This is a genomic window from Streptomyces sp. TSRI0281, from assembly GCF_001905125.1.
Classification (GTDB): Bacteria; Actinomycetota; Actinomycetes; order Streptomycetales; family Streptomycetaceae; genus Streptomyces.
The window spans coordinates 160,784-176,604 of record NZ_LWLE01000037.1 but is presented as its reverse complement, the minus strand read 5'-3'; the positions used below and the strand labels follow the sequence as shown (position 1 = coordinate 176,604).

At 71.0% G+C, this 15,821-nt stretch carries 12 protein-coding genes; 6 read left to right on the top strand and 6 right to left on the bottom strand.

Features of this window, described 5'->3' with window-relative positions:
• Window positions 1-48 precede the first annotated feature (48 nt).
• Window positions 49-1,200 carry an FAD-dependent oxidoreductase gene (locus A6A29_RS39740; RefSeq protein ID WP_073728428.1) on the top strand — a complete coding sequence of 384 codons (1,152 nt, stop codon included), beginning with the start codon at window positions 49-51 and terminating at the stop codon, window positions 1,198-1,200.
• A gap of 185 nt (window positions 1,201-1,385) precedes the next feature.
• On the opposite strand, the gene A6A29_RS39735 is transcribed toward A6A29_RS39740, so the two are convergent.
• A complete protein-coding gene (locus tag A6A29_RS39735) occupies window positions 1,386-4,148 on the bottom strand; it encodes a hypothetical protein (RefSeq protein ID WP_073728426.1) in 2,763 nt (920 codons plus the stop codon).
• 328 nt (window positions 4,149-4,476) lie between these two features.
• On the opposite strand from A6A29_RS39735, the gene A6A29_RS39730 reads away from it, so the two are divergent.
• Window positions 4,477-5,619: a serine hydrolase domain-containing protein gene (locus tag A6A29_RS39730; RefSeq protein ID WP_073728424.1), complete on the top strand. Its 1,143-nt coding sequence runs from the start codon at window positions 4,477-4,479 to the stop codon at window positions 5,617-5,619.
• A gap of 100 nt (window positions 5,620-5,719) precedes the next feature.
• Here the strand turns inward: A6A29_RS39730 and A6A29_RS39725 are convergent, their stop codons facing one another.
• From A6A29_RS39725 to A6A29_RS39715, 3 genes are all read right to left on the bottom strand, one after another.
• Window positions 5,720-6,448: a hypothetical protein gene (locus A6A29_RS39725; RefSeq protein WP_241838823.1), complete on the bottom strand. Its 729-nt coding sequence runs from the start codon at window positions 6,446-6,448 to the stop codon at window positions 5,720-5,722.
• A gap of 124 nt (window positions 6,449-6,572) precedes the next feature.
• A complete protein-coding gene (locus tag A6A29_RS39720; protein WP_073728420.1) occupies window positions 6,573-7,145 on the bottom strand; it encodes an MOSC domain-containing protein in 573 nt (190 codons plus the stop codon).
• Window positions 7,146-7,274: 129 nt separating this feature from the next.
• Window positions 7,275-7,865 (bottom strand): VOC family protein, encoded by a 591-nt coding sequence (locus A6A29_RS39715; RefSeq protein WP_073728418.1) that lies wholly within the window; start codon window positions 7,863-7,865, stop codon window positions 7,275-7,277.
• Window positions 7,866-8,145: 280 nt separating this feature from the next.
• Between A6A29_RS39715 and A6A29_RS39710 the strand changes: the two genes are divergently transcribed.
• From A6A29_RS39710 to A6A29_RS39695, 4 genes are all read left to right on the top strand, one after another.
• Window positions 8,146-9,975 carry an alkyl/aryl-sulfatase gene (locus tag A6A29_RS39710; RefSeq protein WP_073728416.1) on the top strand — a complete coding sequence of 610 codons (1,830 nt, stop codon included), beginning with the start codon at window positions 8,146-8,148 and terminating at the stop codon, window positions 9,973-9,975.
• A 378-nt stretch (window positions 9,976-10,353) separates the two neighbouring features.
• Window positions 10,354-10,812, top strand: coding sequence for a TRIC cation channel family protein (locus A6A29_RS39705; protein WP_073728414.1), 459 nt, complete (start codon window positions 10,354-10,356; stop codon window positions 10,810-10,812).
• 63 nt (window positions 10,813-10,875) lie between these two features.
• The gene (locus A6A29_RS39700) at window positions 10,876-12,153 is read left to right on the top strand and encodes an amidohydrolase (protein ID WP_079183231.1); all 1,278 of its coding nucleotides are present in this window, start codon (window positions 10,876-10,878) and stop codon (window positions 12,151-12,153) included.
• Window positions 12,154-12,387: 234 nt separating this feature from the next.
• Window positions 12,388-13,488 (top strand): serine hydrolase domain-containing protein, encoded by a 1,101-nt coding sequence (locus A6A29_RS39695; RefSeq protein WP_073728410.1) that lies wholly within the window; start codon window positions 12,388-12,390, stop codon window positions 13,486-13,488.
• 129 nt (window positions 13,489-13,617) lie between these two features.
• Here A6A29_RS39695 and A6A29_RS39690 read toward each other — a convergent pair whose 3' ends face one another.
• Together A6A29_RS39690 and A6A29_RS39685 are read right to left on the bottom strand one after the other, a co-directional pair.
• Window positions 13,618-14,433 (bottom strand): SAM-dependent methyltransferase, encoded by an 816-nt coding sequence (locus A6A29_RS39690; RefSeq protein WP_073728408.1) that lies wholly within the window; start codon window positions 14,431-14,433, stop codon window positions 13,618-13,620.
• A gap of 175 nt (window positions 14,434-14,608) precedes the next feature.
• On the bottom strand, window positions 14,609-15,790 hold the full coding sequence (locus A6A29_RS39685; RefSeq protein ID WP_073728406.1) for a wax ester/triacylglycerol synthase domain-containing protein: 1,182 nt from the start codon (window positions 15,788-15,790) through the stop codon (window positions 14,609-14,611).
• Between the last annotated feature and the right edge of the window lie 31 nt (window positions 15,791-15,821).

Genomic DNA, 15,821 nt, shown 5'->3' with positions numbered 1-15,821 from the left:
CCTGTCCGCCTGCGGCTTTCCGCCCCCGGACCGAAGGAGAGCACCACCATGAGCACCACACCCCACTACCCCATCGCCGTCATCGGTGCCGGACTCGGCGGTCTCACGCTCGCCCGCGTCCTGCATGTCCACGGCATCACGGCCACCGTCCTCGACCTGGAAACCTCCCCGAACGCCCGCACTCAGGGCGGCATGCTCGACATCCACGAGGAGACCGGACAGGCCGCCCTGCACGCCGCTCGGCTGCACGAGCGGTTCCTCACCAAGATCCACCCCGGCGGCGAGGCGATGCGCGTCCTCGACCGGCACGCCCACGTCCTGCTCCAGGCAACCGACGACGGGACCGGCGGCCGGCCGGAGATCGACCGCGGGGACCTGCGCGACCTGCTTCTCGGCTCCCTGCCGGACGACACCGTCCGCTGGGGCAGCAAGGTCACGCAGACCCGGCCGCTGTCCGACGGACGACACGAAGTCACCCTCGGCGACGGCACGGTCTTCACCACCGGCCTGCTGATCGGCGCCGACGGCGCATGGTCCCGCGTACGGCCGCTGCTGTCCGGCGCCACGCCCGCGTACACGGGGATCGCCTTCGTCGAACTCGATCTCCTGGACGCCGATGCCCGCCACCCCGAGTCCGCGCGACTGCTCGGGGGCGGCATGTTCTTCGCCCTCGGCGACCACAAGGGCTTCCTCGGCCACCGGGAGACCGACGGCAGCCTGCACATCTACACCGCGCTCCGGATCGCGGAGGACTGGCTCTCCACGCTGGACTTCAACGACACGGAGTCGGCCAAGTCCGCTCTGCTGCGTCAGTTCACCGACTGGGCACCCGAGTTGCGCGGACTCATCACCGACGCGGACGGCCCACTGATCCCCCGGCTGATTCGTGCCCTGCCCGTCGGCCACCGCTGGAGGCGGGTACCGGGTGTCACGCTGCTGGGTGACGCGGCACACCTGATGTCCCCGTTCGCAGGCGAGGGCGCCAACCTCGCCATGATCGACGGCGCGGACCTCGGACGGTGCCTGGTCGAGCACCCCGGAGATCCCGAGGCGGCTCTCGCCGCATACGAGGAGATCCTCTTCCCCCGCAGCGAGGAGATCGCGCGCGAGTCCGCCCGCGGACTTGAGACCATCTTCGACGACAGCGCACCGCAGCCGCTGATCGACATGTTCAACGCCTTCGCGGCGGAGCCGGTCTGACGTGAGTCCTGTGGACGTTGTCCGGGTGTCGTGTCTCCCGCCGCGCGAGCGACTCGTCGATGGGTTCGAGAACCCGGGCCCATGCGCGTTCGGCACCCGGGGCGGGCAGGAACGAGGCGACCCCGGGCAGGCCCCTCGTAAGGGGGCCTGCCCGGGGCCGACCTGCCGGAATCCGCGTCCAGGGGCTACGGGCCGCCGGTCACCGTGCCGGTGACCACGGGCCCCTCCCGGGGCTCCCACTGGTCGTCGTAGGTGATCAACCGGAGCTTCAGGAACTCATCGGGTTCGCTCTCCCCGTCCGCGACGGTGGGCACGCTCACCTCGCTGCTCAGCGCCCCCGCCGGCACGTCGGCGTAGACCGACGGCTCCTCCTCGATCCCGGACAGCGCTCTGGCCGGTCCGGGCAGCTGGCCGAAGTTGTCCTCCAGCCACTCCGGGTCGACATCCATGGTGGACAGCTCCGGACCCCCGGTGACCGGGAGGATGGTGAAGTTGCCGGAGATGTCCACGTCGGCGGCCTCCGACAGCGTCATCCGCCAGACCAGCGGCCGTCCTTCGGCGACGCGGTCCGCGACGGGCGTCACGGTCACCTCGGGCATCGGGTCGTCATTGAGCGCCGTCACCCCGCCGCGGTGGGAGCCGACCACCGCGCCGCGCACCGCCTTGACGTACGCCTCCTGCGACGTGCCGAAGCTGTAGCGGGTGTTGCCCCGCACCTCGACCGGCACATCGACGGCGTGGGTTCCGGCGCGCACGGTCACCGTGCGGTACGCGACCTTGTCCGTCCCGGGCTCGGGGACGAACAGCCGTACCCGGCCGGTGCCCTTGCCCGCCACGCGCACCGGCACGCGGTAGTGCCGTACGCCGGAATCGCCCTCCTTGACCGTCAGCCGGCCGACATCGACGCGGGGCATGGCCGCGGGCTTCACGGCCGGAGTGCCGGGGCGCCAGCCCCAGGCATCCACCAGCCACGCCCGGCCGGAGCCGGAGCGCGGTATGAGCTCCAGGGAGGTCACCTGCTTCAGGTCGAGACCGGGACGTGCCGCGGACAGTGGCAGGCGGATCTCGCGCCCCCAGTAGGAGGCGGTCCGGTCACTGCCCGGCAGCCCGTCGACACGGACCCGGCCCAGCACCGCGCGGTGGCCCGAGGCGTCGACGACGGCGACGTCCAGCCGGGTGCCGGTGGTGTTGGGCGGCACGATCACCCGGAGCGCCAGCGCCTCGGCTCCCGACAGCGAGACCGGGCGCGCGGAACGGACCCGGACCGGGGACCCGGCCTTGGACCATGTCATCGCCACCGCGTCGCGTCCCGGTTCCGCCGCGGTCTCCCAGGCCGCGAAGTGGGGCGATGCCCCGGCCACGTCGGAGGGGAGGCAGGCGCGCGCCGGGTCGGAGTCCACCGCCGCGCACAGCCGCCCGCCGCGGACGGAGACGGACGGGCCGGGCAGGAAGGCGGGCGTGCGGTGCGCGCCGACGGCGTCGGTCAGCACCCGCGCGGGGCCGGCCGAGGGCATCCGTACGCCGGAGCCGTCCAGCAGCGGTCGCGCCCGGTCGTCACCCGCGACGAACAGCCGGGCCGAAGCGGCGATGTACGCGGCCCCGGCCGTCTGCTGCTGCGGGGCGGTCAGCCGGGTCTTCGTGCCAGGGGTGCACACCGGGTCCACCGCGTCGTCGGACCCGAAGTCGTCCTCGGCGGGCGCCTTCGCCTGCCCGGGGGTCCACTCGCTGTTGAAGAAGTTGTGGTTGGCGCCGGTCATGTAGACCGCGCTGTGCAGGGCGGCGCCGCGGCCGACACCGCGCGTCCCGTCGGCGTAGATCTGGCCCTGCAGGTCGGACACATCGCCGTCGCACCCGGGCAGGACGGTCGTCGACGGCACGTCGGGAACCGGGTTCTGCCCGAAGATGGTCGGGCCGATCAGCACATTGCCGCGGATGTTCCAGCGCACCGGACCCCGGTACCCGTCCTGGTCGGCAGGCGGCGGGGACAGGCTGTCGAGCGCCGCGCGGTTGACGCCCTCGCCGCCGCGGGAGTGACCCACGAGCAGCACCCGGGACAGGTCGGCCGGGGAGACCGCGCGTACGGCGGCGGGAGCGGCGCCGCGGTGCGCGGCCCAGTCCGCCAGGCGGGCGAGGTGCAGGCGCACGAGGGAGGAGCGCGCCTGGGCGCCGCCGTCCTCGGCCCGGTCGTCCTGCGCGTTGATGCCGTTGGCGGAGATGGACACCGTGACATAGCCCTGCGAGGCCAGGAGCTTCTGGGCGCTCCCGTAGCCCTGGTAGCTGGGGACGGGACGGGTGCCCGGCTTGCAGGGCCAGTCGATGTCCTGGTCACCCGCCGTGCTGTAGCACGTGTAGTGACGGCCGTGCAGGAACAGGGCCAGCGGCCGTTTGCCGGGGGCGCCGACGGGTCCGACCACGCGGGCCCGCATCTCGACCGCTGCCGGGAAGCCCGGCAGGCGGACCGACGTCAGCGCGTACTCACCCGCCGCGGTGCGGTAGCGGCCGGGGATGCCGGGATCGGTCTTCGCGGCGGGCAGCGTGGCGGCGGGCCGTGCGGGCGGGGCGAGTTGCGGGAGGCGCGACGTCGGCCGCTTCCCCGCCTCGTCCAGTCGGCGTCCGGCGGCCAGTACCCGCAGATCCTCCGTCCGGCCGAGCCGTGCGGTGTCCAGGGACAGACGGAACGACCGCCGGTCCTTCGCCGCCACGGGCAGCCCGAGCAGCCGGTCCCCGGTGTGGAACTCGACCCGTGCGTCGCCCATCGGCACCGGGTCGGCCGAGGTCCAGATCAGCTGCTTCCCGGCGTCGCCGCCGGCGAACCGCCATCCGGGGGGAAGGTCTCCCTCGGCGTTCGCCGAGTGCGCGGACCGCAGTGGGTCCGCTGTCGGCAGAGCGTGTGCCGATCCCAGTGTCGTCGCGGCCAGCGCGAGCGCCGCCACGGTGGCGCCTGCCATGTGCAGGACCCGTATCAAAGTGGTACTCCTCGGCATCACTTGCGCTATGGCGCCCCGGTCACTCCGAGGCTCTTGCGCCCCCGAGGACGGAAACCTGTGGCCAAAGGTTGCTCCGTGGAAGGGAATTCGATGCCGGGCGCCCGCCGCCGAGCAGGAGACGGCGTGCCGGAGAGGGCTCCGGGACCGCCGCTCTCCGCCGCCCGGCCAAAACCGTTCGTGCCGGTACCGCCCGCCGCCGTACTGTGACCGGTCGACAACCGTGGGGCGCGCGGGTACCGCTCCGGGCCGCCCCCACGAGGAACCATGATCACGTGGAGGGCAGGGCACAGTGGAGCACTACGGGGGATGGGCCGACGAGCACTACGGAGTCATCGCCGACACGTTCGCGCGGAACTTCGCCGACTTCCCCGAACTCGGTGCCGCCGTCACCGTGTTCGTCGACGGCCGCAAGGTCGCGGAGCTGTGGGGCGGCGTCGCGGACCGGCGGACCGGCCGGTTGTGGAACCAGGACACACCCGTACCGGTCTTCTCCTGCGCCAAAGGCATCGTGAGCCTGTGCGCCCATCTCCTCGCGCAGGAGGGGCGTCTCGACCTGGACGCCCCGGTGAGCCGGTACTGGCCCGAGTTCGCGCGGCACGGCAAGGAAGTCATCACCTGCCGCACGGTCCTCGGACACCGGGCGGGCCTTCCCGCACTCGACCGGACCCCCACCTTCGAGGAGATCGCCGCCTGGACACCGGTGATCCGGGCCATCGAGGAGCAGAACCCGCTGTGGGAGCCGGACACGGCGTACGAATACCACGGCCATGTCTTCGGCTTCCTCGTCGGTGAGGTCGTCCGGCGCATCACCGGGCTCACCCCGGGCGCGTATTTCCGCCGCACCGTGGGCGATCCGCTGGGGCTTCGGGCCTGGATCGGCCTGCCCGCCGAGGAGACGGACGGCCGTGCCCGGCTCGTCGAGGCCGAGGGGCGGCCGGGTATGCCGGGGCCCGAACACCTGCTCACCCGCATCGTGACGATGAACGGAGCGCTGGTCTTCCCCGGCCTCGACGAGCCGCACGGCTGGAACGATCCGGCATTGCTCGCGATGGAGCTGCCGGGAGCGGGTGCCACCGCGTCCGCGAGCGGCCTGGCCGGGCTCTACGCCGCTGCCGTGGCCGGCATCGAGGGCCGGGAGCGGCTGCTCGCACCGGACACCGTGACGGACGCGGTCCGGGAGGTGTCGTCCGGCAAGGGCTGGCTGGGCTTCGACGCCGGTGCCCGCTGGGGCTCGGGCTTCCTTCTCGACTCGTCGTTCCGGCCGATGCTGGGGGAGCGCAGTTTCGGCAACGACGGAGCCGGCGGCCAGTTCGCCTTCGGCGACGACGAGTTCGGTGTGGGCTTCGCGTACGTCGCCAACCGCATGATCGGCCACGGCGACGCACGGGCGGACCGCCTGATCGCGGCGGTACGCACCTGCCTGGCCGGCTGACGTCCACCTGCGGGCGGGGCACCGGTCGGCCGTCGCCTCCGCGGGCGGTACGGACGCGGAGGGTGCTGGGCCCGGTGGCCCCGGACGCCCGCGGGAGGGCTCAGCCGACCCCGTCGCCGGGCGCCACCGGGTGCGCCTCCAGCTCAGGATCTGCCAGGAGGTCGGCGATCAGTTCCCTGGAGCCGCCGATGTACGTGCTCACCAGGTCCACGTCACCGCCCAGGCACCAGGCACGATCCTGCGGCCACCACAGGTCGGGCAGCTCGGCGAACTCGTCCAGGGACACCGGGGTGATGGCTTCGGCGAGCGTCCCGGCGAGCAGCACCTCGTCGCGGCCGGGGGTGTCGAAGGTGGGTACCCGGTCGAAGTCCCACCGTCCGTAGCCGTTCCACAGGCCGAACCAGCAGCGCTCGGTGGTCCGGGTGTGCCGGGCCAGGACGGGGATGAGGATCCTGGCGACAGCGGGCGGGGTCGGTCCCTCCGCCGGGTGCTCGTCCCAGACGCCGGGCAAGCCGTACTCCGAGACGTTGTGGTAGTCGCGGTCCGTCCCGATCACGTCGTGCCAGTCGGTGCCCGGCACCACCTCGCGGCCGTGGGCGGCGGCCACCGTCGCCCACCGCACCGGCAGCTCGTCCAGGGAGGCCGGATGCAACACCCGCGCGTAGGCGGCGAATCCGGGTGCCGCCACGCCTGCCACCGTCCCGAAATCCCCGTACCCCGGAGCACGCTCGGTGAGCCAGCCGGCCGGGCCCGTGACGGCCGTCTGCACGCGGAGGCGTCCGTACCGTTCGGGCGCGGGATCCCGGTCCACCGGGCGATAGTTGTCCACCCGCACAGTCTGCCCGGCCGGACCACCCGGTGCCGATGCCGGCCGCTCCGGTGGAGAAGCCGGTCGAGCCGGACGGAATCGTCCGGACCGGCAGACGAGCACATGCCCCCGGCGGGCATGCGCGCTATACGCGCTCCAGCGAACGGTGCGGACCGGCGGGAAGTTCGACGTCGATCGTGTCGCCGGGGCGCACGCTTCCCCCTTGCCGGACCACGCCCATGATCCCGGACTTGAAAGCGAAGCCGTCCGTCGTCTCGTCGAGTTCGAAGACTTCCCTGAGAAGGCCCTTCTGGAACGCGTCGATCTTTGAACACGGGTTGCGCAGACCTGTCACTTCTACGATCGCTTCGCCGCCGAGGTGGAGCAGGGAGCCGGTGGGCAGGCCGAGCAGGTCGATACCGCGCGTGGAGATGTTCTCGCCGAGTTGTCCCGCGGAGACGGCGAAGCCCTTCGTGGCGAGTTCGTCGAAGAGTTCCTCGTGCATGAGGTGCACCTGGCGCAGGTTGGGCAGATCCGGCTCGTAGGTCATACGGAACTGGTGCTTGATGGTCTTCCCCGCGTGGACATCACCCTCGACGCCGAGACCGGCGAGCAACATGATGCTCGTACGGTTCGGCTTGCTGAAGGAGTATGTCCCGTGTCTGCTCACAGCCGTTACCCGCGCCACCCCGGTGTCCGCCTCTCCTCGCCCGCGCATCCTCGAACCAGGCAAGGGTAAGGGGCCCCGGCCGTCACGGAGCGGCGGGTGCCCGCACCGCACAGCTCCCCACCGCACCGCTCCCCGCGTCGCGGCGTCGTGAGGGAGCGGTGCGTGCCGTACGAATCGTCAGGCCGGGACCGAGGCCGGGACCGGGGTGCGCGGAGTGCGGTCGGCCGCTGTCCTGGGCTCGTCGGTGGTGTTGTGCGGCTCACCGGTCGGCTGCTTGATCCAGCAGGCGAATTCCAACAGGATCCCGTCGGGGTCCTGGAAGTAGAAGGACCGTACGTACACCCCTTCCTGCAGACGGGCGGCCACGGTCGTCGGACTGTCGTCGTGGTTCATGACCGGGCTGACCTCCACCCCCTTGGCAACCAGGCGGGCGCGGTACTCGTCGAACCGCTCCGGCGGCACATGGAAGGCGACATGGTTCATCGAACCGACGGCACTGAGGAACTCCCCCTGGCCGGGGAGGGATACGGGGGCGGAGATTCCTGGCACACCGTCGGGGGCGTCCGCGAACCAGAAGAAGGCCACGCAGTCACCACCCCCACAGTCGAAGAAGAAGTGCTGGCCGCTTCCCCCGGGAAGCTCGATCGTCTTGATGAGCGGCATACCGAGAAGGCCCGAGTAGAAGTCCACGGTTCTGCGCATATCCGCACAGACCAACGCCAGATGGTTGATTCCCCCGAGCTCGAACTCGGTGTTCCGAGGTGTCATTTCTGGTACCTCCAGTGGTACGGGACAGCGGTCCCGTTGTCCGGCCGCCGCCCTCCCGTGGGCGGCGCCAAACACCGAGTGTGCTGCACGGGGCACAACCGGATCAACGGTGACGTACGGACGGCGCGGCTCCGGCGGTCGGGTCGCCGCCTGTGCAGGTGGTACGAGGTCACCTCGGCCCGCAGGGGTAGGTGGCCGCCGGGGTCCGGGGGAGTGCCGCACGGCGAGACGCGCCAAGGGAAAGTGGGTAATTTGATGGCATATGGGTTACTTGTTACATATGACTGATCTCGACTACGCAGACAGGTCCGACTTCGAAGACGCCGAGCGGGGATTCGTCGCCGCCCTGGCACCGGCGGTCGTCCGGACGGACGACGGCCGGATGATCTGGGACGGCGACGCGTACGCGTTCCTGGACGAGGAGTGCCCGGACACGGCGCACCCGAGCCTGTGGCGCCAGAGCCGGCTGTGCAACAAACAGGGCTTGTTCGAGGTGACCGAGGGGATCTACCAGGTCCGGAACCTCGACCTGTCGAACATGACGCTCGTCGAGGGTGATACCGGCGTCATCGTCATCGACCCGCTGATCTCCGCCGAGACCGCGGTGGCGGCGCTCGCGCTGTACCGCGAGCACCGGGGCGACCGCCAGGTCACCGGGCTGATCTACACGCACTCGCACGGCGACCACTTCGGCGGCTCGCTCGGCGTCCTGCCGCACGGCCACGCCCCGGTGCCGGTGATCGCCCCGGCCGGGTTCCTGGAGCACGCCGTCGCGGAGAACGTGTACGCGGGCGGCGCGATGACCCGCCGCGCGGTGTACATGTACGGCGCCGAACTGGACAAGGGCCCCGCCGGTCAGATCAGCGCGGGCCTGGGCATGACGACCTCCACGGGCACCATCACCCTCATCCCGCCGACGCTCGACATCACCCGTACCGGCCAGGAGGAGACCGTCGACGGGGTACGGATCATCTTCCAGATGACGCCGGGCACCGAAGCACCGTCGGAGATGAACTTCTACTTCCCCGACCGGCGCGCGCTGTGCATGGCGGAGAACGCGACACACAACATGCACAACATCCTGACCCTGCGCGGCGCGGTGGTCCGCGACACCCGTATCTGGGCCCACTACCTGAACGAGACCATCGCACTGTACGGCGACCGGGCCGAGGTCGCGTTCGCCTCCCACCACTGGCCGACCTGGGGCAAGGACCGCATCGTCGACCACCTGGCCGGGCAGCGCGACATGTGGGCCTATATGCACGACCAGACCCTGCGCATGACCAATCAAGGACTGACCGGGAGCGAGATCGCCGAGCGGATCGAACTGCCGCCCGCCCTCGCGGGCCGGTGGGCGAACCGTGGCTACTACGGTTCGCTCAGCCACAACGTCAAGGCCATCTACCAGCGTTACATGGGCTGGTTCGACGGCAACCCCGCGCACCTGTGGGAGCACCCGCCGACCGAGCAGGCCACCCGGTTCGCCGCCGACTACGGCGGCGTCGCCGCCCTGGTCGCCAAGGGTGAGGAGTACGCGGCATCGGGAGACCTGCGCTTCGCCGCCACGCTGCTCGGCCACGCGGTCTTCGCCGCCCCCCGCGACACGGCGGCCAAGGAGGCACTGGCTTCGGTGTACGAGAAGCTCGGTCACGGCTCGGAGAACGGCACCTGGCGCAACTTCTACCTGATGGGTGCCCAGGAACTGCGTGGCTCGGTCGCGCACACCTCCTTGGAGACGACCAACCCCGAGATGGCGATGGCACTGACCGTCGACATGCTCATCGACTCGCTCGCCATCCGCATCGACGGGCCGCGCGCCTGGACCAAGAAGCTCGCGATGGCCTGGCACGTCACCGACGAGAGCCGCACCTGGCACCTGCTGCTGTCGAACGGGGCGCTGACGTACCGCAGCACCGACGGCGCCCCCGACGCGCACGGTTCGGCGCCGGCCGCCGATCTGACGCTGACCTTGACGAAGCGGCACCTGCTCGGCGTCCTCGCGGGTGCGGGCTTGGACGATGTGAAGGTCCAGGGCGACCCACAGGTCTTCGCCACTCTCGCGAGCCTGCTCGACACCCCCGACCCCGACTTCGCCATCGTCACGCCCTGACCACCACGCGCACGACGCGGCTGCCCCTCGCCACGGCCGGGGCAGGCGCACCCGAGGGGACGGAGCACACCCGCGCCGCGCCGCGGCGCGTCCGTACGGGCGGCGCGGCGTGGAACGCGCTGATCGGCGGTGGCCGCGGTCGGCCCTCCACGGAAGGAACCCCGTGAGCACGAGAGAGCCGGCCATGGCCGTTGGCTTCGGATCCTTCGAGTTCACCGGAGGCGGCACGTTCATCAACCTGGCCGCGGCGACCACCAACGCCCTCAACGGCGCGCTGCTCGCCCGCCGTCCCGACCACTACAAGAACTTCACCGTGGTCGGCATCCTGCTGATGGCCCTGCTCGGCGGCATCGGCGGGGTATCAGCCGCGACGTCCTGGTGGGTCATGTCCCGGCCGCGCTCACCAATTCCTCGTACCTCGTGCTGTGCCTCATCGCCGGGATCATCGGCCACCACCTGGCCTACGACAGGGGGCAGCTCCTCCGGGAAGGGCTCTTCCAGTTCGTCACCTCCTTTGCTCTGCCCTGGTACGCCATCGTCGGCGCGCAGACCGGGGTGGAGGTCGGCCTGCCGGTTCTGGGCAGTCTCGCGCTCGCCGTCGTGGGCCCCACCGCGGGACGCTTCCTCATCGACGTCTCGTGTGGCGTCCCGCCCAAACAGTTCCGCGGCGAGTGGTTCGTCGCCATCGCCGCGCTGACCGGTGCGGTGTGGATCGCCCCCGACCAGTGGGACTTCCCCGCGCGGCAAGCGCCCCGCCCGCCCACCGTCGGCGTCCAGCTCCTTGCCGTGAGTCCGGTACGCCTTCCTTCGCGGGATTCTGCGTCGCCGCTCTCCTGATGCCCGGCCCACGAATGGCCCGGCCCACAGGCCGGGCCCGCAGGGTCCCCCGACCATGAACACATGAGTGACACCGACAGCGCCGCTGACAGCGCCCCTGACACGACGGCAGGTTCTCCCCTGCTGACGCGATTGCCGGATGTGCGGGACGGACTCGCGGACCTCTACCGGGACCTGCACAAGCATCCGGAACTGTCCTTCGCCGAGACACGCACGGCCGGCATCGTCGCCGAGCGGCTGCGGAAGCTCGGTCTGCGGGTCACCACCGGCATCGGACGCACCGGCGTGGTCGGTGTGCTCGCGAACGGCGACGGCCCCCATGTCCTGCTGCGCGCCGACTTCGACGCACTGCCCGTCACCGAACAGACCGGCCTGCCCTACGCCAGCACGGCGGACGGCGTCATGCACGCCTGTGGTCACGACATGCACGTCACCTGCCTCCTGGGCACACTCGACCTGCTGGCCGACGGACGGGCCCACTGGTCCGGAACCATCACGGCCGTGTTCCAGCCCGCCGAGGAGATCGGCCAAGGAGCCAGCGCCATGGTCGACGACGGCCTCTTCGACCGGTTCGGTACACCGGATGTCGTCCTGGGCCAGCACGTCGGACCGTTTCCGGCCGGTACGGTCGGCTGCCACCCCGGCCCCGCGCTCGCCGCCGCCGACGCGCTCGCTGTCACGATGTACGGGAAGGGCGCGCACGGGTCACGCCCCGAGGCCGCCATCGACCCCGTCGTCATGGCCGCCTCCACCGTGATGCGCCTGCAGACCGTCGTCTCACGCGAGATCGCCGGCGGCGACACCGCCGTCGTCACCGTCGGCGCGCTCAACGCCGGTACGAAGGACAACATCATCCCGGACACCGCCGAGCTCAGACTCAACATCCGCACCTACACCGATGAGGTACGGGCCCGAGTGCTGGCAGCGGTGAAACGGATCGTGCGGGCCGAGGCCGAGGCATCCGGTGCCACCCGCTCGCCCGACATCGACCCGATCGCCGCCTTCCCCGTTCTCGTGAACGACGAGGCGGCCGTCCGGCGCACCGTCACGGCCTTCCGCGGCCACTTCGGCGCACAGCGGGTCTTCGACCCGGGACCCGTGACCGGCAGCGAGGACTGCGGGATCTTCGGCACCGCGTCGGGCGCCCCGGTCTGCTACTGGTTCTTCGGCGGCACCGCTCCCGACTCCTACCGGAAAGCGGCCGCCGCCGGAACGACGGACCGGGACATTCCGTCCAACCACTCCCCGCACTTCGCCCCGGTCGTCGAACCCACGCTGAGCACCGGCGTCGAAGCGATGACCACAGCAGCCCTCACCTGGCTGTCCTCCGGGAAGCGGTGACACCAGCCCCTGTCGGCGCCACCCGCGATCGAGCGGATACGCACGGCCCGTGCGCCCGGTGGTCCCGAGCCCGGCGGCGTCGGGCGAGGCGTTCCGCGTCATGTCAAGGGGGTGTGGCCACACCCCCGATTCGGGGGGCCAGGCGTAAGGATCCTGTGCGGGGAGCCTGTCAGAGTCGTCGGAGAGCGAACGATCGGCCCGCACAGGGCGGGCCACGACCAGGGGGAGAGTTTCATGCAGCGCAAGCGTCCGGCCGTCGCAGTCCTGCTCGCCGCAACGCTCACCGGGGCGTTCGCCCCGGCGGCAGTGGCACACCAACCGAACCCGGTGCAGAGGCAGTTGGATCTGCTGGTCGACCGGGGCGGGGTGCCGGGAGCTCTCGCGTACGACGGCAGGGCGACCCGTACCGCCGGGGTTTCGGACATGGTCTCGGGCCGTCCGATGGCCGACGCGCAGGGCCGATTCCGGCTGGCCAGCAACACCAAGGCGTTCACCGCGGCCGCCGTGATGAAGCTGGTGGCGGACGGGCGGATCCGACTCGACGACCGCGCGGGCACCTACGTCCCCCAGCTCTCCGAACGCGACATCACCGTACGTCAGTTGCTCAAGCAGACCAGCGGATTGCCGGAGTACTCCGCGCTGGTCGACTGGACCCGGCCCGGCACGGCGGAGGACTATCTGGCCCTCGCGCTCAAGGAGAAGCCCGTCTTCGAGCCCGGCGCCGACTGGGGCTATTCCAACACCAACTATCTGGTCCTCGGCATGGTGATCGACAGGACGTCGGGCGTCGGCTTCCGTACGTACATCGAGCGCACGATTCTGCGCCCGCTGCACCTGGACGACACATACTGGCCCGCTCCCGGCGAGCTGACCCTGCGCGGGCCGCACGCCCGTAACTACGGTGTCCACCCGGCGCGTCCGGAGGCCGGCCGGGTGGATGTGACCGAGCTTCCCGGGTACGAGTTCGGCGCATCCGGCGGGCTCGTCTCGACGCCCGAGGACCTCAACACCTTCTGGGACGGCCTGTTCGGCGGCCGGCTCCTGCCCGACTGGGCGCTGCGCCTGATGACGCACGACACCACCGCCGTCGGCAACCGTGACGTCTACCCGGCGGGCAGCCGCTACGGCTACGGCGTCGCCTCGATCCCGCTCAGCTGCGGCGGCGTCTACTGGGGCCATGGCGGCGATCTGCCCGGCGACTCGGTGGGCGGCGGCCGGGCCACGGGCCACCGCGGCACCGTGACGGTCTACACCACGACCTGGGCGGCCGAGGGCGAGAATCTGCGCCGCCTCCAGGGGGCCGTGGACGCGGCCCTGTGCGCCAGGGGTCGCTGAGGGCTGTCCCGTCGGACGTCCGCCGGGTCGGTGTCTCCGGTTCCGCGAGCGGTCGGGGAGCGGCCCTGAACCCTCGTCCGGCGGGGGCCCGTCCCGCAGCGGTCCCCTGGACCCTGGGCGTTCGGGGTGTCAGGGCTTGCGGGCGAGGCCGCCGTGCTCGCCGATGGGTCCCGGGGCGGTGGAGGCGGGTTCCGGGCGCCAGAGGGGAACCGAGACGACCCCGGGGTCCAGGAGTTCCAGTCCGTCGAAGTACGCCACGATCCGGTCGACGGGACGCAGGAAGTACGGGACGGCGCCGGTCTCGTTGTAGGCGTCCTGGGCCTGCTCGTAGTCGGCGTCGGTGCCCCGTGAACCGTCGTTGATGGAGAGGTAACTGCCGGACGGCAGTCCGTTCATCAGGCGGGTGACGGTGGTGCGTGCCTGGTCGTAGTCGGCGACGTGACCCAGGATGTTGCTGAGGATCAGGGCGGTGGGGCGGGTGAGGTCCAGCGTTTTCGCGGCGGCCGCCAGGATGCGGTCGGGGTCGGACAGTTCGGCGTCGACGTACGCGGTCGCTCCCTCGGGGGTGGAGGTGAGCAGGGCGCGGGCGTGCGCGAGGACCATCGGGTCGTGGTCGACGTAGACGATCCTGCTCTCGGGAGCGAGACGCTGGGCGACCTCATGGGTGTTGTTCTCGGTCGGCAGGCCGGTCCCGACGTCGAGGAACTGTCTGATGCCCGCCTCATTGACCAGATACGTGATGGTGCGGCGCAGAAAGGCGCGACTGCTGCGGGCGATGGTGACGATGCCGGGGAAGACGGCGCTGTACGCGTCGCCGGCCGCCTCGTCGACGGGGTAGTGGTCCTTCCCGCCCAGCCAGTAGTTCCAGATCCTGGCCGAGTGCGGCACCGACGTGTCGATCTTCTGATGCACCGCCGGTCCGGGCGTCATCGCGTGGTCACTCATGGGTACCGTCCGTCTTTCAACCGATGCGTGAGGCATGAACTGTTCAGCGCCCAACCTACGTTCCAGTAATCGGGGAACGCGGATCAGCGCACGCTTCGCACGGGTCGAGCGGCGGTTTTCAGGCTTCCGGGTGCCGTCGGCGTTCGTACGAGGCGGACCCGGCGGCCCCGCGTCATCACGCGAGGCAGTTCGCCCAGTGCTCCGGTACGGCGAGGACGGAGTTGCGGGCCGGGTCGGAGACCGCGGCACAGCGGACGTTCTCAGGGGTTCGCGTGAAGGAGATATAGGCCGGGAAGTTCGCGAACACGTTCAGCGTCATCGAGGCCGCACACAGATCGGCGCCGAACAAGGTGTGGTTCTCCGGAAGGGAGACGCTGCTGATCACGAGTGGGGTCGCCTGCGGGTTCAGCAGGGAACTGAAGGCCCGCACACCGAGCTTCGGCGGGACCGGGGCACCCAGCGCCGTCCGCAGGGCATCGCGTTGCCGGGTGTCCCGGACTTTCGCCGTCTGCCGGCACACGAGGGAGACGGCTTCCGCGAACGATTCGATCCGGTGGGGGAATTTCAGGCGGTACACCCCGAGCCGGTTTCCGGCGTGGTGCCGTTCCTGCGGTGTTCTGGTCGACATCGCCACGCTTGCCACGATGTCGCGCCGGGATTCCGCGGGAACGCGGTCGCGCTGCCAATCGCCGAACGCCAGGCCGAGCGCGGCCAGGCTCACATCGTTGACGCTCACGCCGTAGGTGTCGGCGTAGGTGCGCAGGACCGCGACGGGTACGTCCCGGTAGACGGAGCGCCCGTCCGTGTGGCCGGGAGCGGCGGAGTGCGGGGGTGACCATGCGGACCGGTGCACCAGGGAGCAGGCCATGTCCTTGAGGACCCGAGCCATGCCACGGACGCCGGGGCTTGTCGGCGGATGCAGACGGGCGCCCTCGCCGGGCTCGTCCGGCAGCAGGGCCGTCGCCGCGTGGGTCGCGCCCACTCCGTCCAGGAAGCCGTGGTGTGCCCTGAAACAGACCCGGAAGAACGCGCTCCCGGGTTTTCCCTCAAGGAGCCGGACGTCCCAGAGCGGCAGCCCGCCGACGAGCTCGAACGGGCTGCGGGAGATGCGGCCCGTCTCTTTGTCGATATCGCTCACGGCGGCGCCGAGGACGTTGCTTCCGAGGGCGGCGGTGCCGGCGCGGAGACGGGGGATGCACGCCGCACGCTCCTTCACGCGCCCAACGAGCAGATCCAGGGCGGGCGGAGTTCCGCGATAGTCCATGGCCAAGGTGATGACCGGCTGGTCGCGGCCGCTGTACGAGAGATAGGTCCTGTCGAGCAGATTCGAGCCGTGGCCGGATGGCGCCGGGCCCACGGCAGGCTCCTTCTCCCGGTGGACGGGGAGA

Coding starts and splice junctions, on each gene's coding strand:
- A6A29_RS39740 (WP_073728428.1), top strand. CDS start 49: ATGAGCACCACACCCCACTACCCCATCGCCGTCATCGGTGCCGGACTC.
- A6A29_RS39735 (WP_073728426.1), bottom strand. CDS start 4,148: ATGGCAGGCGCCACCGTGGCGGCGCTCGCGCTGGCCGCGACGACACTG.
- A6A29_RS39720 (WP_073728420.1), bottom strand. CDS start 7,145: ATGCGCGGGCGAGGAGAGGCGGACACCGGGGTGGCGCGGGTAACGGCT.
- A6A29_RS39715 (WP_073728418.1), bottom strand. CDS start 7,865: ATGACACCTCGGAACACCGAGTTCGAGCTCGGGGGAATCAACCATCTG.
- A6A29_RS39710 (WP_073728416.1), top strand. CDS start 8,146: ATGACTGATCTCGACTACGCAGACAGGTCCGACTTCGAAGACGCCGAG.
- A6A29_RS39700 (WP_079183231.1), top strand. CDS start 10,876: ATGAGTGACACCGACAGCGCCGCTGACAGCGCCCCTGACACGACGGCA.
- A6A29_RS39695 (WP_073728410.1), top strand. CDS start 12,388: ATGCAGCGCAAGCGTCCGGCCGTCGCAGTCCTGCTCGCCGCAACGCTC.
- A6A29_RS39690 (WP_073728408.1), bottom strand. CDS start 14,433: ATGAGTGACCACGCGATGACGCCCGGACCGGCGGTGCATCAGAAGATC.